General features: G+C 73.1%; 16 protein-coding genes. 7 read left to right on the top strand and 9 right to left on the bottom strand.

Annotated elements, in window-relative coordinates; all coding sequences use genetic code 11:
* The first annotated feature begins 69 nt into the window (after positions 1–69).
* A complete protein-coding gene (locus tag ABZ934_RS04265; protein ID WP_361308288.1) occupies positions 70–633 on the top strand; it encodes a DUF1707 and FHA domain-containing protein in 564 nt (187 codons plus the stop codon).
* Between the two features lie 43 nt (positions 634–676).
* Complete coding sequence (locus ABZ934_RS04260; protein WP_361308286.1) at positions 677–1156, top strand: GNAT family N-acetyltransferase; 480 nt, start codon at positions 677–679, stop codon at positions 1154–1156.
* On the opposite strand, the gene ABZ934_RS04255 is transcribed toward ABZ934_RS04260, so the two are convergent.
* The 4 genes from ABZ934_RS04255 to glgX all read right to left on the bottom strand — a co-directional run bounded on the left by ABZ934_RS04255 (position 1146) and on the right by glgX (position 7485).
* Positions 1146–2408, bottom strand: coding sequence for a M14 family zinc carboxypeptidase (locus tag ABZ934_RS04255; RefSeq protein WP_361308284.1), 1263 nt, complete (start codon positions 2406–2408; stop codon positions 1146–1148). The two genes, ABZ934_RS04260 and ABZ934_RS04255, sit on opposite strands and share 11 nt — an antisense overlap.
* A gap of 130 nt (positions 2409–2538) precedes the next feature.
* The gene (locus ABZ934_RS04250; RefSeq protein ID WP_361308282.1) at positions 2539–2904 is read right to left on the bottom strand and encodes a hypothetical protein; all 366 of its coding nucleotides are present in this window, start codon (positions 2902–2904) and stop codon (positions 2539–2541) included.
* A gap of 91 nt (positions 2905–2995) precedes the next feature.
* The gene (treY, locus tag ABZ934_RS04245) at positions 2996–5245 is read right to left on the bottom strand and encodes a malto-oligosyltrehalose synthase (RefSeq protein ID WP_361308280.1); all 2250 of its coding nucleotides are present in this window, start codon (positions 5243–5245) and stop codon (positions 2996–2998) included.
* Positions 5246–5364: 119 nt separating this feature from the next.
* On the bottom strand, positions 5365–7485 hold the full coding sequence (gene glgX / locus ABZ934_RS04240) for a glycogen debranching protein GlgX (RefSeq protein ID WP_361308278.1): 2121 nt from the start codon (positions 7483–7485) through the stop codon (positions 5365–5367).
* A gap of 283 nt (positions 7486–7768) precedes the next feature.
* Here glgX and ABZ934_RS04235 point away from each other — a divergent pair, with 283 nt between their 5' ends.
* The gene (locus ABZ934_RS04235) at positions 7769–9028 is read left to right on the top strand and encodes an SAV2148 family HEPN domain-containing protein (protein ID WP_361308276.1); all 1260 of its coding nucleotides are present in this window, start codon (positions 7769–7771) and stop codon (positions 9026–9028) included.
* A gap of 66 nt (positions 9029–9094) precedes the next feature.
* Complete coding sequence (locus ABZ934_RS04230; RefSeq protein WP_361308729.1) at positions 9095–9823, top strand: exonuclease domain-containing protein; 729 nt, start codon at positions 9095–9097, stop codon at positions 9821–9823.
* A 128-nt stretch (positions 9824–9951) separates the two neighbouring features.
* Here ABZ934_RS04230 and ABZ934_RS04225 read toward each other — a convergent pair whose 3' ends face one another.
* On the bottom strand, positions 9952–10803 hold the full coding sequence (locus ABZ934_RS04225; RefSeq protein ID WP_361308274.1) for an aminoglycoside phosphotransferase family protein: 852 nt from the start codon (positions 10801–10803) through the stop codon (positions 9952–9954).
* A gap of 96 nt (positions 10804–10899) precedes the next feature.
* On the opposite strand from ABZ934_RS04225, the gene mgt reads away from it, so the two are divergent.
* The 3 genes from mgt (at position 10900) to ABZ934_RS04210 (ending at position 13885) form a co-directional block, all read left to right on the top strand.
* The gene (gene mgt / locus ABZ934_RS04220) at positions 10900–12153 is read left to right on the top strand and encodes a macrolide-inactivating glycosyltransferase (RefSeq protein ID WP_361308727.1); all 1254 of its coding nucleotides are present in this window, start codon (positions 10900–10902) and stop codon (positions 12151–12153) included.
* Positions 12154–12254: 101 nt separating this feature from the next.
* The gene (locus ABZ934_RS04215) at positions 12255–12821 is read left to right on the top strand and encodes a DUF1697 domain-containing protein (RefSeq protein WP_361308272.1); all 567 of its coding nucleotides are present in this window, start codon (positions 12255–12257) and stop codon (positions 12819–12821) included.
* A gap of 62 nt (positions 12822–12883) precedes the next feature.
* A complete protein-coding gene (locus ABZ934_RS04210; RefSeq protein ID WP_361308270.1) occupies positions 12884–13885 on the top strand; it encodes a 2-dehydropantoate 2-reductase N-terminal domain-containing protein in 1002 nt (333 codons plus the stop codon).
* Between the two features lie 565 nt (positions 13886–14450).
* On the opposite strand, the gene ABZ934_RS04205 is transcribed toward ABZ934_RS04210, so the two are convergent.
* Genes ABZ934_RS04205 through ABZ934_RS04190 form a run of 4 tightly spaced genes read right to left on the bottom strand, consistent with a single transcriptional unit; the run spans position 14451 to position 18048 of the window.
* Positions 14451–15209 (bottom strand): sirohydrochlorin chelatase, encoded by a 759-nt coding sequence (locus tag ABZ934_RS04205; RefSeq protein WP_361308268.1) that lies wholly within the window; start codon positions 15207–15209, stop codon positions 14451–14453.
* 5 nt (positions 15210–15214) lie between these two features.
* Entirely contained in the window at positions 15215–16105 is an 891-nt protein-coding gene (locus ABZ934_RS04200) for an ABC transporter permease (protein WP_361308266.1), read from the bottom strand.
* Positions 16092–16883 (bottom strand): ABC transporter ATP-binding protein, encoded by a 792-nt coding sequence (locus ABZ934_RS04195; protein ID WP_361308264.1) that lies wholly within the window; start codon positions 16881–16883, stop codon positions 16092–16094. The genes ABZ934_RS04200 and ABZ934_RS04195 overlap by 14 nt, the downstream gene beginning before the upstream one ends.
* Positions 16884–16917: 34 nt before the next feature.
* The gene (locus ABZ934_RS04190) at positions 16918–18048 is read right to left on the bottom strand and encodes an aliphatic sulfonate ABC transporter substrate-binding protein (RefSeq protein WP_361308262.1); all 1131 of its coding nucleotides are present in this window, start codon (positions 18046–18048) and stop codon (positions 16918–16920) included.
* Positions 18049–18094 lie beyond the last annotated feature (46 nt).

Genomic DNA, 18094 nt, shown 5'->3' with positions numbered 1-18094 from the left:
GGGGCCATCATCCCGGCCGGGGCGGGGGAGTTCTGGACACTCTGCCCACGACGGGCCGACAATCACCCTGTGACGTCCAGTTTCGAGTTTCCCGTCTATCCCGCGCCACGGGTCTCCGATGCGCAGCGCGACCGCGTGCTGGGAGAGCTGCGCGAGGGGGCCGCCCTGGGCAGGCTCTCCCACGACACCTTCCTGCGGCGGATGGAACTCGCGCTGGTCGCCCGGCGTTCCGAGGAACTCGCCGCCCTGACCGCCGACCTCCAGGCGCGGGAGGAGGCCGAAAGCCCCTGGGTGCACCGGCTGTTCGGCTGGGTGGGACGCGTCTCGGCCGTCAGTGTCGGCGTCCGCCGCGCCTGGCGCGCGGAGAAACTGCCCACGCTGTTGCTGCCGCACCCGAGCGCGGCGCCCCTGCGGATCGGCCGCGACCCGGGCAACGGACTGCGGCTCAGCCACGAGACCGTCTCGCGGGCGCACGCCGAACTCGCGCTGCGTGACGGCGTGTGGGTGCTCACCGACCTCGGTTCGACGAACGGCACCACCGTCAACGGCCGGCGGGTGACCGGCTCCGCGTTGGTCCGCGACGGCGACCAGGTCGGCTTCGGACGGATGACCTTCCGACTGTCGACGGGATAACCCTTGCCGAGGGGGTAGGTCGTTCGGGGCGCAGGATGGGTGCATGACCGAACACGAGGCCGTGGTGCGCCCGGCGCGCCCCGAGGACCTGCCGCGCATCGTCGAACTGATCCACGAACACGTCGCGTACGAGAAGTCGGGGCCGCGCCCGCCGGGGTTGGGAGACCGCCTCGGCCCCGCCCTGTTCGGGGCCGGTGCGCGGGTGTGGGTGCTGCTCGCCGAGACCCCGCGGGGCGAGGTGGCCGGTTACGCCGCCTGCTCCGAGGAGTTCTCGTTCTGGGACGGCCGCCCCTACCTGCACATGGACTGTCTCTACCTTGCCGAGGAGGCGCGCGGCCACGGTCTCGGCGCCGCGCTGATGGACGGCGTGACCGGCCTCGCGCGCGAGCGGGACCTCGACCACGTCGAATGGCAGACCCCCGACTGGAACGAGGGCGCCATCCGCTTCTACGACCGGCTCGGCGCCACCGGCCGCCCCAAACGACGCTACTCCCTGCCGGTGGGGCAGCCGCCTACCGGATGACCGCCGTCAGCCGCTCGCACGCCGCGAGTACGGTCCGGGACTGGTGCTCGACCTGGGTGGCCACGGGCACCCAGCGGGCCCGGAACCGCGCCGCGAACTCCTCGCACCAGCCGGTGACGAGCCGGTCCAGCCCGTCGGCGGCCGGGTGCCCCTGCGCCCGCAACACCCGCAGCAGCATCGCGGCGGCGCGCAGCGACAGCCGCCGCCCGAAGGCGTCGATGCTGCCGATGTGGGCCGCAGTGGCCTCGGCTGGGGCCCCCGGGCCGGTCCACTCGGCGGCGATCCGCGGGATCAGCGCCAGCGTCCAGTCCACCGCGCGCAGCAGCGGCGCGACCCCGCCCGGCGGCGCATCGCCCCCCACCTGGTCCCGTACGGCCGTCACCCGGGCGGCGTCGGCGGTGAGCCGGGCGGCGAGCATCCGCAGGGCGCGCCGGGGATCGGGGTGCGGCGCCGGGTCGTCCACCGTGTCGGAGGCCCACATCGGGACTTCGACGATCGCGGTGGTGCCCGCGTAGCGGTGGGCGTGGTACCAGGTGCTGAGCCGGGTGTCCTCGGGGTGGAAGGCCCCGTCGGGCGCGGCCCCCGGCTCCGGCATGACGAAGATCCCCGGCCCGGGCGAGGGCCAGCCGGTGGCGTCCGAGGCGCCCGTCTCGACCGGGATGCGCAGCTCGGCGGCCGACTTGGCGAACGGCTCCGCGAGACCGGGTATGTCCCGGGTGAGCTGCACCCAAGAGCCGCCGAGGTCGGTGCCGTGCAGCGAGACCTGGAGGACGGGCCGCAGGTCGTCGATCAGCGAGGTCAGCGCCACCGTCTCCGGCGGCAGCCGGTCCGGCGGCAGTAAGGACGGCGCCCACTCGGGCTGTTCGGGCCCGGGAGGCCGGTAGAAGGCCCGGTGGTAGTCCAGGAGCGAGTACGGGCGGGGCGTGCGGTGCAGCGCCGCGCCGTCCGGGTCGGCGCAGAGCAGGAAATGCCAGCCGCAGCCGTTGGCGGTGGCCGGCTCGGCGATGACGCGGCGGGCCAGGGCGAGCGCGGTCGCCCCGCCGACGGGCTCGTTGGCGTGCGCCCCGGCGACGACGAGTACGTTCTCGGCCGACCGCGCGGCGTCGACGGACAGCACCCAGAGCGGTTCCCCGGCCCGGGAGAGACCGACCCGGCGCACCCGGGCCCGGGCGGGGTGCTCGTCCGCCAGGGAGCGCGCCGCCAGCTCGAGTTGGTGCGGGGTGGGGTAGCGCATGTCTCGAAGGAGGGTCACACCTCATCCCATGCCCGCAGCGCACGCCCCGTACTGCTCCGCGCGCCCCTCAGTTTCCCCGGAAATTCGGGAAAAAGCCCTGGCCAACGCCTTGCCGGGGGTGATGCGGGCGGTCCGGCCGCGGCCGGACTCAGGAGTCCTCGTCGAAAGCCCCCGACTCCACCTCCAGGGCGAGTTGCTGGAGGACCTGGATCGAGGAGAGGTCCGTCCGACCGCTGTCGTGCGCCATCGCCAGACTGGTGAAGGCCAGGCTGAAACCGGCGACCATCGTGTGCAGGGCCGGACCGAGCGCCTCGGCGACCAGGCGGGCGACCTGCTGCGGGGAGGACTCGGCCGGAACGCTGATCGAGGGCAGCATCTCGTTCAGCAACTGGGTGACGACCCCCGCTTCCGACGCGGGGACCTCGTCGTCCTCCCCGGCTTCGGCCGCCCTGCGGATCTCCTGGGCCTCGGTGAGGATGCCGATGACTCGCTTCAGAACCTCTGCGCGTTCCATCCTCGGAGGGTAACGCCGGCGGCGGCCACACGGGTGGCCGGTCGCGGTCGTCGACGGGCGACCGCGACCGGACGCCCATGCTCCGGGGCGCCTACTCCGCCCGGACCAGGGCCACCGCCGGGCTGTCGGCCAGCAGGTGGGACAGCAGCGCCTCGCCCTCGTACGAGCCCTCGCCCAGCAGCTGCCTCCAGCGGCCCGGCGGAAGGGGGAGGGTCGTGTCGCGCCAGCCGCCCTCACCGGCGAGGCGGTGCGAGAGCCGGGTGGCGACCGCGATCAGCCCCGGCGACCGGCCGAATGACACGCAATGTCCGGCCGCCGGACCCCGGGCCGTCAGCGGCCGGTAGCCGGTGAACAGCTCCGGCCGGGCGCGCCGCAGCCGCAGCAGGGCCGTCGACAGGGCCAGCTTCTCGCCCGCCGGGCCGTGCGGGACCCCGCCCGCGTCCAGCCGGGCCGGCTCCTCGCGGGGGAAGACGACCGGCCGGCGGTTGTCCGGGTCGACCAGGGCCCGGTATTCGCTCTCCGCCCCCTGGTACACCTCCGGCACCCCCGGCATGGCCAGGTGCAGCAGGGTCATGCCCAGCACGTTGGCGCGGGCCGCCTCCGCCAGGTCCGGCGGCAGGTCCACCTCGGGCGGGGCGACGATGCCGCCCTCGTACTGCTCGTCCGGGTCGGTCCAGGACGTGTACAGCGCCGCCTCACGCGCCCCCTTGAGCAGCGCCGCCGCCAGCCGGGACTCCCGCTCGGGAATCTGCCCGAGGCCCAGCGCGCTCTGCCGGGCCACCCACGCCAGCCGGGCGTCCGGGACGGCGCCGGCCCCCGCCATCAGCTCCGGCGCCTGGGAGAGCACGGCGATCCGGGCCCGTACGTCGGCGCTGCGCTTCGTGTCGTGCGTGGACAGCACCGTCCCGGAGGCGGGCCAGTCCCGCTCCAGGTCCGCGCAGTACGCGTGGAACTCCGTGACCGACACCGCCGGGTCCCCGGGCTCCCCGCCCACCTCCGTCGCCGACAGCAGCGGGGCCCAACGGTAGAAGGCCCGGTCCTCCAGCGACTTGGCACGCAGCGCCGCCGAGGTCTGGGCGAAGCGCGCCTCGAACGCGGGATCCCGGCGCAGGAGGTCGCGTACGGCCTCCACCGCGCCGGCGCCGACCAGCGCTGCCGCCCGCTCCAGGGCCTCGGGCGGCAGGCCGGGGCCGCCCGGGTACTGCCGGTAGACCGGGTTGGCGACCAGCAACTCCACCAGGGCGTCCCGCAATTCGGGACCGGACCGGCGTTCCAGCGTGGCCAGCTCGGCCGCCAGATCGCCGGTCAGGACCTCCCGCGCGCACGCCTCGGCCGTCTCCGCCCAGGAGCCCGCGCCCGTCGACTTGCGGTAGTCCCGCTCCAGTTCGGCGGCCCCGGCGGGGTCGGTGAACACCCCGTCCACCCGGTGCAGCGCGTCGTACCCGGTGGTGCCGGCCACCGGCCACGAGGCGGGCAGCCGCTCGGAGCGGGCCAGGATCTTCTCCACCACCACCCAGCAGTCCTCGCCCGCCTCGGCCCGCAACCGCCGCAGGTACCCCTCGGGGTCCGCCAGCCCGTCCACATGGTCGATCCGCAGCCCTTGGAGCACCCCGTCCCGGACCAGCTCCAGGATCTTGGCGTGGGTCGCGGCGAAGACCTCCGGGTCCTCCACCCGGACCCCGATGAGGTCCGAGATCGTGAAGAACCGGCGGTAGTTCAGGGAGGTGCGGGCCTCGCGCCAGAACGCCGGGCGGTACCACTGCGCCGCCGCCAGCTCGGGCAGCGGCAGCCCGGCGGTGCCCTTCCGCAGCGGGAACTCGTGGTCCCCGTAGCGCAGCACCTCCCCGTCGACGGTGAGCGAGTCCACCTCCAGCGGCCCCGTCAGCACCGGCAGCAGGACCTGCCCGCCGCCGGCCTCCCAGTCGATGTCGAACCAGCGAGCGTACGGGGAGCGGGGGCCCTCCCGCAGGACCTCCCACAGGGGTCGGTTCAGCCGCAGCGGGGAGGGGACCGCCATGTGGTTCGGCACGATGTCGAGTACGAGGCCCAGCCCGTGGTCGCGGGCGGTGCGTGCGAGCGCCCGCAGTCCGGCCTCACCGCCGAGCTCCTCCCGCACCCGGGAGTGGTCGGTGACGTCGTAGCCGTGCGTCGAGCCGGGCACCGCTTCCAAGGAGGGGGAGAGGTGCAGGTGGGACACGCCGAGGGAGGCGAGGTAGGGCACGGCCGCCTCGGCCGCCGCGAACGGGAACTCGGGACGGAGCTGGAGGCGGTAGGTGGAGGCCGGCGTGACGACTGCCGTGACGTCAGGTGTCGGTCGGGCGCGTTCGTATGACTGGCTCATGAGAACCTACGTACCCGCCCAGCACGATTCCTTGCCCTCGGCCGCGCATCCGGGTGACCGTCGGGCCACCCCGGGTCTTCCCCCACCCGGCGCCCTCCCGCGCCCTCCCGCGCGCCTGCCTAAGAACTCTCCGGGCGCTGGAGGACCACCAGGGAGCGGCCCGTCAGCGGCACCCGGTCCCCGGCCGCGTACTGCGGGCCGGTACCGGGGGGCAGCACCTCCGCCTTCGCCGTGTCGACCACCAACAGCCAACGGGCCCCGTGACCGGCCGGGACGGTGAACTCCTGCGGCTCCGAGCCCGCGTTGAACATCAGCAGGAACGAGTCGTCGGTGATCCGCTCCCCGCGCGATCCCGGCTCCGAGATCGCCTCGCCGTTGAGGAACACCGTCAAGGAACGGGCGTGCTGTGCCTGCCAGTCGCGGGCCCGCATCTCCTCGCCGTGCGGGGTGAACCAGGCGATGTCCGAGAGCTCGTCGTGCGTTCCCTCCACCGGCCGGCCGTGGAAGAACCGGCGCCGGCGGAACACCGGGTGGTCACGGCGCAGCCACACCATCTGACGGGTGAACTCCAACAGCGCGGGCGCCGGTTTGCCCGGCTCGGGCCAGGTCACCCATGACAGCTCGTTGTCCTGGCAGTAGGCGTTGTTGTTGCCGCCCTGGGTGCGCGCGAACTCGTCCCCGTGGCTGAGCATCGGGACGCCCTGGGAGAGCATGAGGGTCGCCATGAAGTTGCGCATCTGGCGCTCGCGCAGCTCCAGCACCTCCGGATCCTCGGTCGTCCCCTCGACGCCGCAGTTCCAGGAGCGGTTGTGGGTCTCGCCGTCCCGGTTGCCCTCCCGGTTGGCCTCGTTGTGCTTCTCGTTGTAGGAGACCAGGTCGTGCAGGGTGAAACCGTCGTGGCAGGTGGTGAAGTTGATCGAGGCGAGCGGTCGCCGCCCGTCGTCCTGGTAGAGGTCCGAGGAGCCGGTCAGCCGCCCCGCGAACTCCGCGAGCGTGCGTGGCTGCCCGCGCCACAAGTCCCGGACGGTGTCGCGGTACTTGCCGTTCCACTCCGTCCACAGGGGCGGGAAGTTGCCCACCTGGTAGCCGCCCTCGCCCAGGTCCCACGGCTCCGCGATCAGCTTCACCTGGCTCACCACCGGGTCCTGCTGCACCAGGTCGAAGAACGACGACAACCGGTCCACCTCGTGGAACTGCCGGGCCAGTGTGGCCGCGAGGTCGAAGCGGAAGCCGTCCACGTGCATCTCGGTGACCCAGTACCGCAGCGAGTCCATGATCAGTTGCAGGACGTGCGGGGACCGCATCAGCAACGAGTTGCCGGTGCCCGTGGTGTCCATGTAGTGGCGCGGATCGTCGGCGAGCCGGTAGTACGAGGCGTTGTCCAGCCCACGGAACGACAGCGTCGGCCCCAGGTGGTTGCCCTCGGCCGTGTGGTTGTAGACCACGTCCAGGATCACCTCGATCCCGGCCTCGTGCAGGGCGCGGACCGCCGACTTGAACTCCAGCACCTGCTCGCCCCGGTCGCCCGACGCGTAACCGTTGTGCGGGGCGAAGAAACCGATGGTGTTGTAGCCCCAGTAGTTGCTCAGGCCGTCATCGACGAGGCGGTGGTCGTTGACGTACTGGTGCACCGGCATCAGCTCCAGCGCCGTCACCCCGAGCTTGGTGAGGTGCCCGATGACCGCCGGGTGCGCGAGCGCGCCGTACGTGCCCCGCAGCTCCTCGGGTAGCTCCGGGTGCCGCATGGTCAGGCCCTTCACGTGTGCCTCGTACAGCACGGTGTGGTGGTACTCGTGGCGCGGGGGACGGTCGTTGGCCCAGTCGAAGTACGGGTTCACCACCACCGAGGTCATGGTGTGCGGGGCCGAGTCCAGGTCGTTGCGCGAGTCCGGGCGGCCGAAGTGGTAGCCGTACACCTCCTCGCCCCACGCCACGCTGCCGCTGATGGCCCGCGCGTACGGGTCCAGCAGCAGCTTCGCCGCGTTGCAGCGCATGCCGTGCTCGGGCTCGTACGGGCCGTGGACCCGGAAGCCGTAGCGCTGGCCGGGCATGACGCCGGGCAGGTAGGCGTGCCGGACGAAGGCGTCCGTCTCGCGGAGTTCGACGGCGGTCTCCGAGCCGTCGTCGTGCAGCAGGCACAGCTCGATCCGCCGAGCGGCCTCGGAGTAGACAGCGAAGTTGGTTCCGGCGCCGTCGTACGTGGCACCCAGCGGATACGCCTGTCCCGGCCAGACCTGCATAGATAACGACTCTTCCCTCGATGTCTACTGACGTCCCGGCTGACCGGGCATGGACAACGTCTCTGCCAGATCTTCCCCGAAAGGAGGTCCCCACGCGTGGACTTGGGATGGTTCTACCGGGTGACCCGGAGAGCTGATATCCGGGTCAGCGGACTGTCCGGGCATCGGATAATGGGTCAACGGGCGGTCGGTGTACGGGCCATCGGGCTGCGTCGGGCCGCGCGCGCGGAGTACCCTTCCGTGATCACTGGAGACGGGCGTCCAGACGCAGAAGGCGGTGCAGGTGAGCTCGGGAGGTCTGGAGCTGCCCCCTGGTGACAGCGGGCACGAGGGTGGCCCGGCGGACGCCCCTGGAACCGCGCAGGCCGGGGTGGCGGCCGGGGCGGTGTCACTGGCCCCGCCGGAGCCGGGCAGCGCCCGGGCCGGGGCCGAGCTGGACTGGGGCGCGGACGCGTGGAGCGAGGTCCGCACCCGCGCGCAGCGGGCGGGGCGCGCGTACATCTGGCTGAACCTCATCGAGCAGCGGCTGCGGGCCGTCGTCGGCGCCGTGCTGCGGCCCATCTACGAGCCCGTGCACGGGCAGGACGACTGGGTCGTGGCGGCGGCCGGCCCCGCCGGACAGGAATGGGTCCAGCGGGCGGTGGCCGTACGCGAGGTCAGCCGGCGCAAGGGCTACCTGCTGGACCCGGCCGACGACAACGTGCTCAGCTTCCTCACGCTCCCCCAACTGCGCGAGCTGATGGTCCAACACTGGCCCTGCTTCGAGCCGTACTTCGACGACCGCCGGGAGATCGAGCTGGCCCTCGACGAGCTGGAGGTCACCCGCAACGTGGTCTCCCGGAACCGGGCGCTCTCGCGGCCGGTCCTTGAACAGGCCGAGCGTGCCTCGGCGCGGCTGCTGGAGGTGCTGGGCGGCGGCGCGGGCAGCCCGGCGGCGGACCGGCTGCCGATCGACGCCGTCGAGGACCTGGTCGGGGACCGGTACGCCGATGTCATCTCCGTCCATCCCGACCGGGTGCGGCTCCAGCGGCAGCTCCCGGCGGAGGACCTGTTCGGGGGCGCGCGGCGGCTGGACGCCATCGGGATAGGACTCAACCTGCTGGTGCAGAACTTCTCCGGCCGAAGACTCGTCCGGCTCACGGAGGCGGGCTGCCGGGTGCGGCTGCTGTTCCTGAACCCGGCGAGCAGCGCCGTCAAGCGGCGCGAGCGGGAGCTGGGGCTGCGCAAGGGCGAGCTGAGCCGGTCCGTGGAGATGAACATCCTGCACGTGCGGCGGGTCCGGGCCGGCCTGCGGGACGCCTCACGGTTCGAGATCCACGTCTTCGACGAGACGCCCCGCTTCACGGCGTACCTGGTGGAAGGCGAGTCCTCGGGCATAGCGGTGGTCCAGTCGTACCTGCGGCGGGCGCGCGGCATGGAGGCCCCGGTGTTGGTGCTGCGCGGGGGCGGCCGGGGGGTACCCAAGGACGCCGACCACGGACTTTTCACCACGTACCGGGAGGAATTCGAGTCGGTGTGGGAGGATTCCCGGCCGGTGTCCTGACTGTCAGTGCCCCGTGGCAGGCTGAAAGCCGTTGACCGGATGTGGGTACGGGGGAGGGACGCCGTGGTGGCGTGGCACGGGGGAGCACTGGTCGGGTTCGATCTGGAGACGACCGGCACGGAGCCGGGCGAGTCCCGGATCGTGACGGCCGCGGTGGTCGAGGTGCAGGGCGGTGAGGTGCGCGAGCGGCGCGCCTGGCTCGCGGACCCGGGGATACCGATCCCGGCGCAGGCCGCGGCGATCCACGGGATCAGCACGGCGCGGGCCGTGGCGGAGGGCCGGCCGGTGCGGCAGGTCGCCGACGAGGTGGCGGCCGTCCTGACCGGCCATTGGCTGCGCGGCGCGGTGGTCGTCGCCTACAACGCCGCCTTCGATCTGACGCTGCTGACCGCGGAGTTGGCCCGGCACGGGCTGCCGTCGCTCGCGGACCGGTTGGGCGGGGCGCGGACGGGGCCGGTGGTGGACCCGCTGACCATCGACCGGGCCGTGGACCGCTACCGGCGCGGGAAGCGGACCCTGGAGGCGGTGTGCGGGGTGTACGGGGTCGTCCTCGACGCCGCGCACGACGCGGGGGCGGACGCGCTGGCGGCGGTTCAGGTCGCCCGGGCGATAGCGACCCGGCATCCGGAGGTGGCCGCGCTCAGTCCGGCGGACCTGCATGACCGTCAGGGCGCCTGGCACGCGCGGTGGGCCCGCGACTTCCAGGCGTACCTGCGGGGTCAGGGCAGCCCGGACGCCGTCATCGACACGGCGTGGCCCCTGCGGTCGCACATACCGGCCCCGGCCGGGGCCTGACGGCCGCTGCCGGGCCGGGGGGTGGCGCCGGTGGGCCGGCGCGCCGCCCGTGGTGCCGACGGGGGCCGGGACGGGTGCGGGACACGTACCGGATGGGTACGGGTTACGTCCGGATGTGCCCGCGACGCTCAGAAGGGGTGCCAGCGGACCTCGGTGTCGCCGTCGCGCAGGGAGGCCACGCGGCGACCGAACTCCGCGAGGGCGGCCGGGTTCACAGGGGTGTGCTGCGCGACCCACGCGCAGCTCGCCGTCTCGCGCGCGCCGCGCAGCACGGCGCAGCCGGGCCACTCGCGCACGTCCCATCCGTACGCCGTCACGAACTCCTCGTACGCCTCGGCGGGCAGCCCGTACCGGTCGCGCGAGAGGGCCATCACCACCAGGTCGTGCTCGCGCAGGTCGGCCGATACGGTCTCCAGGTCCACCAGGACCGGTCCCCGCGGCCCGACGTGCACGTTGCGGGGCAAGGCGTCGCCGTGGATCGGCCCGGGCGGCAGGTGGGGGGTCAGCCCGGCCACCTGGCCGGCGTAGGCGTCGCGCCGGGCCCGTAGGTACGCCGCGTCCGCCGGGTCGATGGCGTCACCGGCGAGCCGGAGCCAGCGTTCGACCCCGCCCAGCAGGTCCCGTGCCGGCATCGCGAACGGCGGGGCGGGCAGGGCGTGGATCCGCCGCAGGAGGAGGGCCAGGTCGCGCGGGTCCGCCGGGCGGACGGCGTCCGGGAGGCGGTGCCACACCGTGACGGGGTGCCCGTCCACCAGTCGGGCGCGCGGCTCGGCCGCCCGCACCGCGGGAACCTCCTGGGCGGCGAGCCAGTCCGCGACCGCCACCTCCCGTTCGGCGCGCTCCAGCAGCGTCGCCTCGCGGCCCACCTTCGCCACCAGGTCACCGACCGCGAACACGGCGTTCTCGCCGAAGGCCAGCAGCTCGGCCGGGCCGGTGACACCGGCCGTCGTCAGTACGTCCCTGGCCCGCGCCTCGTCCATGCTGCCGTCGCCCGTCCCTGTCCGTGTCGTCCCCGCCACCACTTCGCGGCCAGTCTGCCATCCGTCCCCCCTGCTCAGGTCGACCCCTGTCACGGGCTGAAGCGAAGTCGATTGCACGAGACGTATCGTCTCGTTAGGCTGGTGTGCATGACCACAGCCAAGTCCTCGCACATCGCCATGTTCTCCATCGCGGCCCACGGCCACGTGAACCCGAGCATCGAAGTGATCAGGGAACTCGTCGCCCGCGGTCACCGCGTCAGCTACGCCGTCCCCGCCTCCTTCGCGGACAAGATCGCCGAAACCGGGGCCACCCCGGTCGTCTGGCACTCCACCCTCCCCACCGACGACGAACCCGAGGCATGGGGCACCGAGCTCATCGACCACCTCGAAACCTTCCTCGACGACGCCATCCACGCACTGCCCCAGTTGGCAGCCGCCTTCGAAGGCGACGAGCCGGACCTCGTCATCCACGACATCACCGCCTACCCGGCGGTCGTCCTCGCCCACCGCTGGGGCGTCCCCGACATCTCCCTGTCCCCGAACCTCGTCGCCTGGGACGGCTACGACGAGGAGGTGGCCGTGCCCATGAAGGCGCAATTGCGGGCCACCGAGCGCGGCCGTGCCTACGACGCGCGCTTCAGGTCCTGGCTCGACGAGAACGGCATGGTCGACGACCCCGACCGGGTGGTTGGCCGGCCCCGCCGCAGCATCGTGCTGATCCCCAGGGCCCTCCAGCCGTACGCCGACCGCGTCGACGGGTCCGTCCACACCTTCGTCGGCGCCTGCGAGGCCGACGACGGCGCCGGCCCGGGGGCCTGGCGGCGCCCGGCCACCGCGGAGGGCAAGAAGGTGGTCCTGGTCTCGATGGGTTCCACCTTCACCAAACTGCCCGCCTTCTACCGCGCCTGCATGGACGCCTTCGCGGACCTGCCCGACTGGCACGTGGTCCTGCAGATCGGCAGATTCACCGACGAGGCCGAACTCGGTCGGATCCCGGCCAATGTCGAGGTCCACCGCTGGGTTCCGCAGCGGGACATCCTGCGCCAAGCCGACGCGTTCATCACCCACGCGGGCGCCGGCGGCAGCCGGGAAGGCATGGCGACGGCCACCCCGATGGTCGCCGTCCCGCAGGCCGCCGACCAGTTCGCCAACGCCGACATGCTCCGGGAACTGGGCATCGCCCGGCACGTCCCCATGGCGGAGGCCGACGCCCGCACCCTGCGGGACGCCGTGCTCGCCCTGGTCGCCGACCCGGAAGTGGCCGCCCGGGCCGAGGCGGTCCGCGCCGGGATGGCCGCCGAGGGCGGCGCGCGACAGGCCGCCGACCTCATCGAGGCCGAACTGCCATGATCTGCGGAACTGCCCTGATCTTCGGCGGCGCCCCGACCGTCGGCACGGCGGGCACCGCCGGTGGGGCAGGCACTGTCGGCGGGGCGTCCTATCGTCGGGACATGAGCCCTCAGCCCACCACACGCACGACCTACGCCGCGCTCCTGCGCGGGATCAACGTCGGCGGCAACAAGAAGGTCCCGATGGCCGAGCTGCGCGCCGTCATGGAGCGACTCGGCCACGGCGACGTCCGGACGTACCTGCAGAGCGGCAACGCCGTGTTCCTCAGCACGGAGCGCAGCCCCGACACGCTCGCCCGGCAGCTGGAGGCGGCCATCGAGGCACACTTCGGCTTCCGCGTGCCCTGCCTCGTCGTGGACGGCCCGCACCTGCGCGCCGTGGCCGAAGCCTGTCCGTTCCCCGCCGCCGAACTCGAGGGCAAGCAGCTCCACGTCATGTTCCTGTCGGCGCAGCCCTCCCCGGAGCGCTACACGGCCATCGACGCCCAGGCGTTCCTCCCCGAGGAGTTCCGCCTCGGCGACCGCGTGGTCTACCTCTACGCACCGGGCGGCCTCGGCACCTCCAAGCTCGGCGAGGTGCTCCACAGACCGGCCCTGCTCAAGGGCCTCGACGCGACGACCCGCAACTGGAACACCGTCGTCAAGCTCGTCGAGTTGACCCGGGACTGAGACCCGCGGCCCACCGGCGCCCCGGCCGCGGCGGCGGGCCGGGAATGTGCCAGGCTCGGGGCATGCGGTACATCATCATCGGCGCCGGGGCGATCGGCGCGACCATCGGCGGACGGCTCTCCGAAGCGGGCCAGGACGTCGTCCTGGTCGCCCGGGGCGCGCACGCCCAGGCGCTCGCGGCGGACGGACTGCGGCTCACGACGGCCGCGGGCGAGCGGGTGCACCGGCTGCCCGTGGTCACCGGCCCGACGGAGCTCGGCGAACTGCGACCCGACGACGTGCTCCTGCTCACCGTGAAGACCCAGGACGCGATCGCGGCACTCGACGCCTGGGGCGACGCGGAGGTCGCGGGCGGCGGCACGGCGGCGCAGCGCCTGCCGGTGCTGTGCCTGCAGAACGGCGTGGAGAGCGAACGGCTCGCCCTGCGGCGCTTCGCGCGGGTGTACGGGGTGTGCGTCTGGCTGCCCGCCACCTTCCTGGAACCGGGCGTGGTCTCGGCGCTGTGCGCGCCGCTGACGGGCATCCTGCACCTGGGCCGCGCGACGGGCGGAACCGACACTCGGGTCCGGGCGATCGCCGCCGACCTGGAGAAGGTGGGGTTCGGCGCGCCGGTCGTCGAGGACGTCATGCGGTGGAAGTACGCCAAGCTGCTGGGCAACCTCGGCAACGCTATCCAGGCGACGACGGGTCTCGAACCGGCTCCGGCGAAGGGGGCGCTGCTGCTCAGGGCGATCCGCGAGGCGAAGGCCGCGTACGGGGCCGCCGGGATCGACTACCCCACCGAGGCCGAGCAGGCGGCGGCCCGTGACGGCAAGGTCGACCAGCCGGCGGGAGCGCGCGGCGGGTCGTCGTGGCAGAGCCTGGCCCGGGGGACGGGGTCGGTGGAGGCGGACTACCTCAACGGGGAGATCAGCCTGTTGGGGCGGTTGCACGGGGTGGCGACGCCGGTGAACGACACGCTGCGGCAGGCCGCGAACATCTTCGCGCGGGAGGGGTTGCCGCCGGGGGCGATGTCGATCGAGGACCTGACGGCCCTGGCCGACGAGGCGGCGGCCCGCGCGTAGGCCGGCGCCGGTCCCGACGCCTCAAGCGCCGGGCGGGCTCGACCCGGGCCCCGCCCCGTGGGTTGGCGCCGGGCGGCCGGGTGAGTTCGGGTCGGGGCTTGCGCCCCGAACCCCCTGTGCGTGCGCTGGGCGCGCGTGCCCCCGAGCGCCGGGCGGCCCGGACCTGGGGCTCCGCCCCGGACCCCGCTCCGTGCGCCTGCCCTCAAGCGCCGGGCGGGCTGGGTTGGTGCTGGGCGGCCGGGTGAGTTGGGGTTGGGGCTGCGCCCCGGACCCTCTGTGCGTGCGCTGGGCGCGCGTGCCCCCGAGCGCCGGGCGGCCCGGACCTGGGGCTGCGCCCCGGACCCCGCTCCGCGCGCGTGCCCCCGAGCGCCGGGCGGGCTGGATTGGTCCCGGGCCGCCCGGGCCTGGGGCTCCGCCCCGGGGCAGCCCCTACGTGCGCTCCGCGCCGTGCCCGCGATCGCCGGGCCGGGGGCGGGAGTTCGCCCTGCCCCGTACGGGTGCTGCGATCTCGGGCGGCACGCTTCGGCTGCGCCGGGCGCGTACGGGCGTTTCGGCCCAGGCCCGGTCAGGCCGACAAGGGGAGGGAAGCCAGGGGGGCGGTGGCCGCGTCGTAGCGGTGGAGGAGGAGGCGGGCCAGTTCCGGGGCCGGGCCGAGGACGGGGGCCACGAGGTCCGCGCCCGCCGCGTGCGCGCCCACCGCGATGCGGTCCGGGAGGCGGCCGGGGGCGATGACGTACGGGGCCACGGCCACGCGTCGTACGCCCTCGGCGCGCAGCGCCCGTACGGCGTCCTCCGTACGGGGCAGTGAGGCGGAGGCGAACGCAGGCCGCACGGCGCACCAACCGGTGTGCCGCCACTCCCGCGCGATTTCAGCGATCACTGCGATCGCCTCCGGGTCCGATGAACCGGCGGCCGCGAGCACCACACCGGTGCCGGCGCGGTCCGCCGGGGAGAGGCCGGCTTCGCGGAGCCGGCGTTCGAGGGCCGCCGTCAGCAGCGGCGACGGGCCGAGGACGTCCGCGACCCGGACCGCGAGGCCCGGGAGACCGGTCACGGCCTCCGCCAACGCCGCGGGGATGTCCGTCTTCGCGTGGAACGCCCGGGTGAGCAGCAGTGGCAGCGCCACGACCTCCCGTACCCCCGACCGGTGGAGTCGGGCGAGGACCTGCGGCACCGAAGGGGCGTCGAAGTCCAGGAACGCCGTCTCCACGCGCAGCCCCGGCCGCTGCGCCCGGGCGCGCCGGGTGAGGGCGTGCACGGTCGCGGCGTGCCGCGGATCACGGCTGCCGTGGGCTATGACGAGGAGGACGGGGGCGCGGAACACGGGACTCAGCTCTTGACCAGCAGGCCGCGGCTGCGCAGCACCCACCGCTCGACCGGGCTGAAGATGAGCAGGTCGATGGCGATGCCGACGATGAGGATCAGGAAGATGGCGAGGAACACGCCCGGCATGTCGATGTTGTTCCGGCCGTTCTCAAGGAGCTGTCCGAGACCCAGCCCCAGATCGGGGGAAGAAGCGATGATCTCGGCGGCCATCAGCGAACGCCAGGAGAAGGCCCAGCCCTGCTTGAGACCGGCGAGGTAGCCCGGCAGCGCCGCGGGCAGGACCACGTGCCAGGTGCCCCTGAGCCCGGTGGCGCCCATCGTGCGGCCGGCCCGCAGGAACAGCGGCGGTACCTGGTCCACGCCCGACACCAGTCCGTTGGCGATGGACGGCACCGCTCCGAGCAGGATGACGGCGTACATCATCGAGTCGTTCAGGCCGAGCCAGATCACCGCCGGCGGCACCCAGGCAACCGAGGGCAGCGACTGCAGACCGGACAGGATCGGGCCGATGGCGGCGCGGACGAACTTCACCCGCGAGACCAGGAGACCGAGTGGGGTGCCGATCGCCAGGGCCAACAGGAAGCCGAGCAGACCGCGCGAGACGCTGGTCCAGATGACGTCCAGCAGGGTGCCCTTGAGCCACATGGCGGTCACGCCGTCCCACACCGCGGACGGCGAGGGCAGCTTGGTCTGGTCGGCGACCTGTGCCGAGACGAGGACCTGCCAGACCACGAGGACCAGGCCGACGGCCACGACCGGCGGCAGGACCTTCTTGACGAGGACCTCACGGACCGGGGTGCGGTGGGTCTGGACCGCGTCGAGCGCGTCCAGGCCGGCCTCCAGGCCCGCCAGGTCGTCGCTCTTGGCCTTGGGGGCGGTGTCAGTGCTGGCCATGGCGGCGGATCTCCCCACGCAGGTGTTCAGTGATCTCCAGGGACAGTTCCGCGACGTCCGCGTCCTCGATGCGGCGCGGCTGCGGGATGTCCACGGTCCATTCCTTGGCGACCCGGCCGGGCCGCGAGGACAACAGGACCACGCGCTGGGCGAGCCGCACGGCCTCGCGGACGTTGTGCGTGACGAACAGGACGGAGAGGCCGGTCTCTTCCCAGATCCGGGTCAGTTCGCCGTGCAGCACGTCGCGGGTGATGGCGTCCAGCGCCGCGAACGGCTCGTCCATCAGCAGCAGTCGGCTGTCCTGGGCCAGGGCGCGGGCCAGGGCCACGCGCTGGCGCATGCCGCCCGACAGTTCGTGGACGCGCTTGCCGTACGCCCCGCCGAGGCGGACCAGCTCCAGCAGTCGCTCCGCCTCCGGCTTGCGGTCGGCCTTGGCCACCCCGCGCAGCCGCAGGGCAAGTTCGATGTTCTTGCCCGCCGTCAGCCAGGGGAACAGCGCGTGCTCCTGGAACATCAGGGCGGGTCGGCCGGCGGTCTCGATGCTGCCCGCGCTGGGCTTGTCGAGACCGGCGACCAGGTTGAGCAGGGTGGACTTGCCACACCCCGAGGCCCCCAGGAGGGTGACGAACTCGCCGGGAGCGACATCGAGGCTGATGTCGTCCAGGACGAGCTGCGATCCGGCCGGGCCGGGGAAGGACTTCGAGACGTGCTCGATGCGCGCGGCGTGCGTCCGCTCCGCTACCGCGCCCTCGGCAGCCTTGGCGAGCGTGGTGGCCATGGTCGTCACCTCCTGGGGGATTCGGGTTACGGACTTACTTGACGCCGAGGCCGGCGTCGGAGACCTCGGGCTTGCCGGCGGCCTTGAGCACCTTGTTCAGGAGCGTCAGGTCGTAGATGCCGGTCAGGTCGGGCTGCTCGATGAGCTTGGCCTTGACCGCCCAGTCGGACTCCGTCTTGAGGGTGCTCGCCAGCGGGTCGTCGGTGACGAGGATGCTCGGCCACGCCGGGTCGATGACCTTCGCGTCGAGCGGCTTGCCGCCGTCCGCCGCCAGCTTCGCGTTGGCGGACGCCTTCGCCTTCTCCGGGTTGGCGTTGATCCACTCGTTGGTCTTCACCGTGCCCTTGAGCACGGCCTCGACCACGTCCGCGTGCTCCTTGAGGAACTTCTGCGACACGATGACGTTCGTGATCACGAACTTCTTGTCGGGCCACAAGGAGGTCTCGTCGAGGAGGACGGAGCCGCCGTCGGAGACCAGCTTGGAGGCCGTGGGCTCCGGCACCCAGGCACCGTCGATCGAACCCTGCTTGAAAGCGTCCGGGGTCACCTTGTTGTCCGTACGGACGACGGAGACGTCACCCTTGCCGGACTCGGGGTCGACCGACCAGCCCTTCTGGGCGATCCAGTTGAGGAACGCGACGTCCTGCGTGTTCCCCTTCTGCGGGGTGGCGATCTTCTTGCCCTTGAGGTCGTCCAGGGTCTTGATCTTGTCCGGGTTCACGACCAGCTTGACGCCGCCCGAGGCGGAGCCGGAGATGATCCGCAGGTTGGAGCCCTTGGACTTCACGTAGCCGTTGATCGAGGGCGACGGGCCGATGAAGCCGATGTCGAGGGAGCCGCCGCCCAGGGCCTCGATCTCGGACGGACCGGCGTTGAAGGTCTGCGGCTTGATCGCGGTGCCGCCGAGCTCCTTGGCGATCAGGCCCTCCTGGAGGCCGACCAGGGCGGTGGCGTGCGTCAGGTTCGGGAAGTACCCGATGCGGACCTCGGAGGCGGAGAGCTTCTTGGAGTCGGCGGCGGGGACGGCGGCCGTCTTCGCGTCGTCCTTCTTGGCCTCGGAGCCGTAGCCGCAGGAGGCGAGCCCACCGATCAGGAGCGGAAGGGCGGCGGCGGCGACGACGCCGCGGCGAAGGGTCTTACGGGTGGTGGTACCGGTGGCAGGCACGGGAGGGCTTCCTCTCGGAGCGCCGTGGGGTCACGGCGCGGGTCTT

The organism is Streptomyces sp. NPDC046557 (genome assembly GCF_040645975.1).
In the GTDB taxonomy this organism is placed as follows: domain Bacteria; phylum Actinomycetota; class Actinomycetes; order Streptomycetales; family Streptomycetaceae; genus Streptomyces.
Note: the sequence above shows the minus strand (reverse complement) of the source record. Positions and strands in the feature narration are given on the sequence as shown.

Coding starts and splice junctions, on each gene's coding strand:
- ABZ934_RS04260 (WP_361308286.1), top strand. CDS start 677: ATGACCGAACACGAGGCCGTGGTGCGCCCGGCGCGCCCCGAGGACCTG.
- ABZ934_RS04250 (WP_361308282.1), bottom strand. CDS start 2,904: ATGGAACGCGCAGAGGTTCTGAAGCGAGTCATCGGCATCCTCACCGAG.
- treY (WP_361308280.1), bottom strand. CDS start 5,245: ATGAGCCAGTCATACGAACGCGCCCGACCGACACCTGACGTCACGGCA.
- glgX (WP_361308278.1), bottom strand. CDS start 7,485: ATGCAGGTCTGGCCGGGACAGGCGTATCCGCTGGGTGCCACGTACGAC.
- ABZ934_RS04225 (WP_361308274.1), bottom strand. CDS start 10,803: ATGGACGAGGCGCGGGCCAGGGACGTACTGACGACGGCCGGTGTCACC.
- ABZ934_RS04215 (WP_361308272.1), top strand. CDS start 12,255: ATGAGCCCTCAGCCCACCACACGCACGACCTACGCCGCGCTCCTGCGC.
- ABZ934_RS04210 (WP_361308270.1), top strand. CDS start 12,884: ATGCGGTACATCATCATCGGCGCCGGGGCGATCGGCGCGACCATCGGC.
- ABZ934_RS04200 (WP_361308266.1), bottom strand. CDS start 16,105: ATGGCCAGCACTGACACCGCCCCCAAGGCCAAGAGCGACGACCTGGCG.
- ABZ934_RS04195 (WP_361308264.1), bottom strand. CDS start 16,883: ATGGCCACCACGCTCGCCAAGGCTGCCGAGGGCGCGGTAGCGGAGCGG.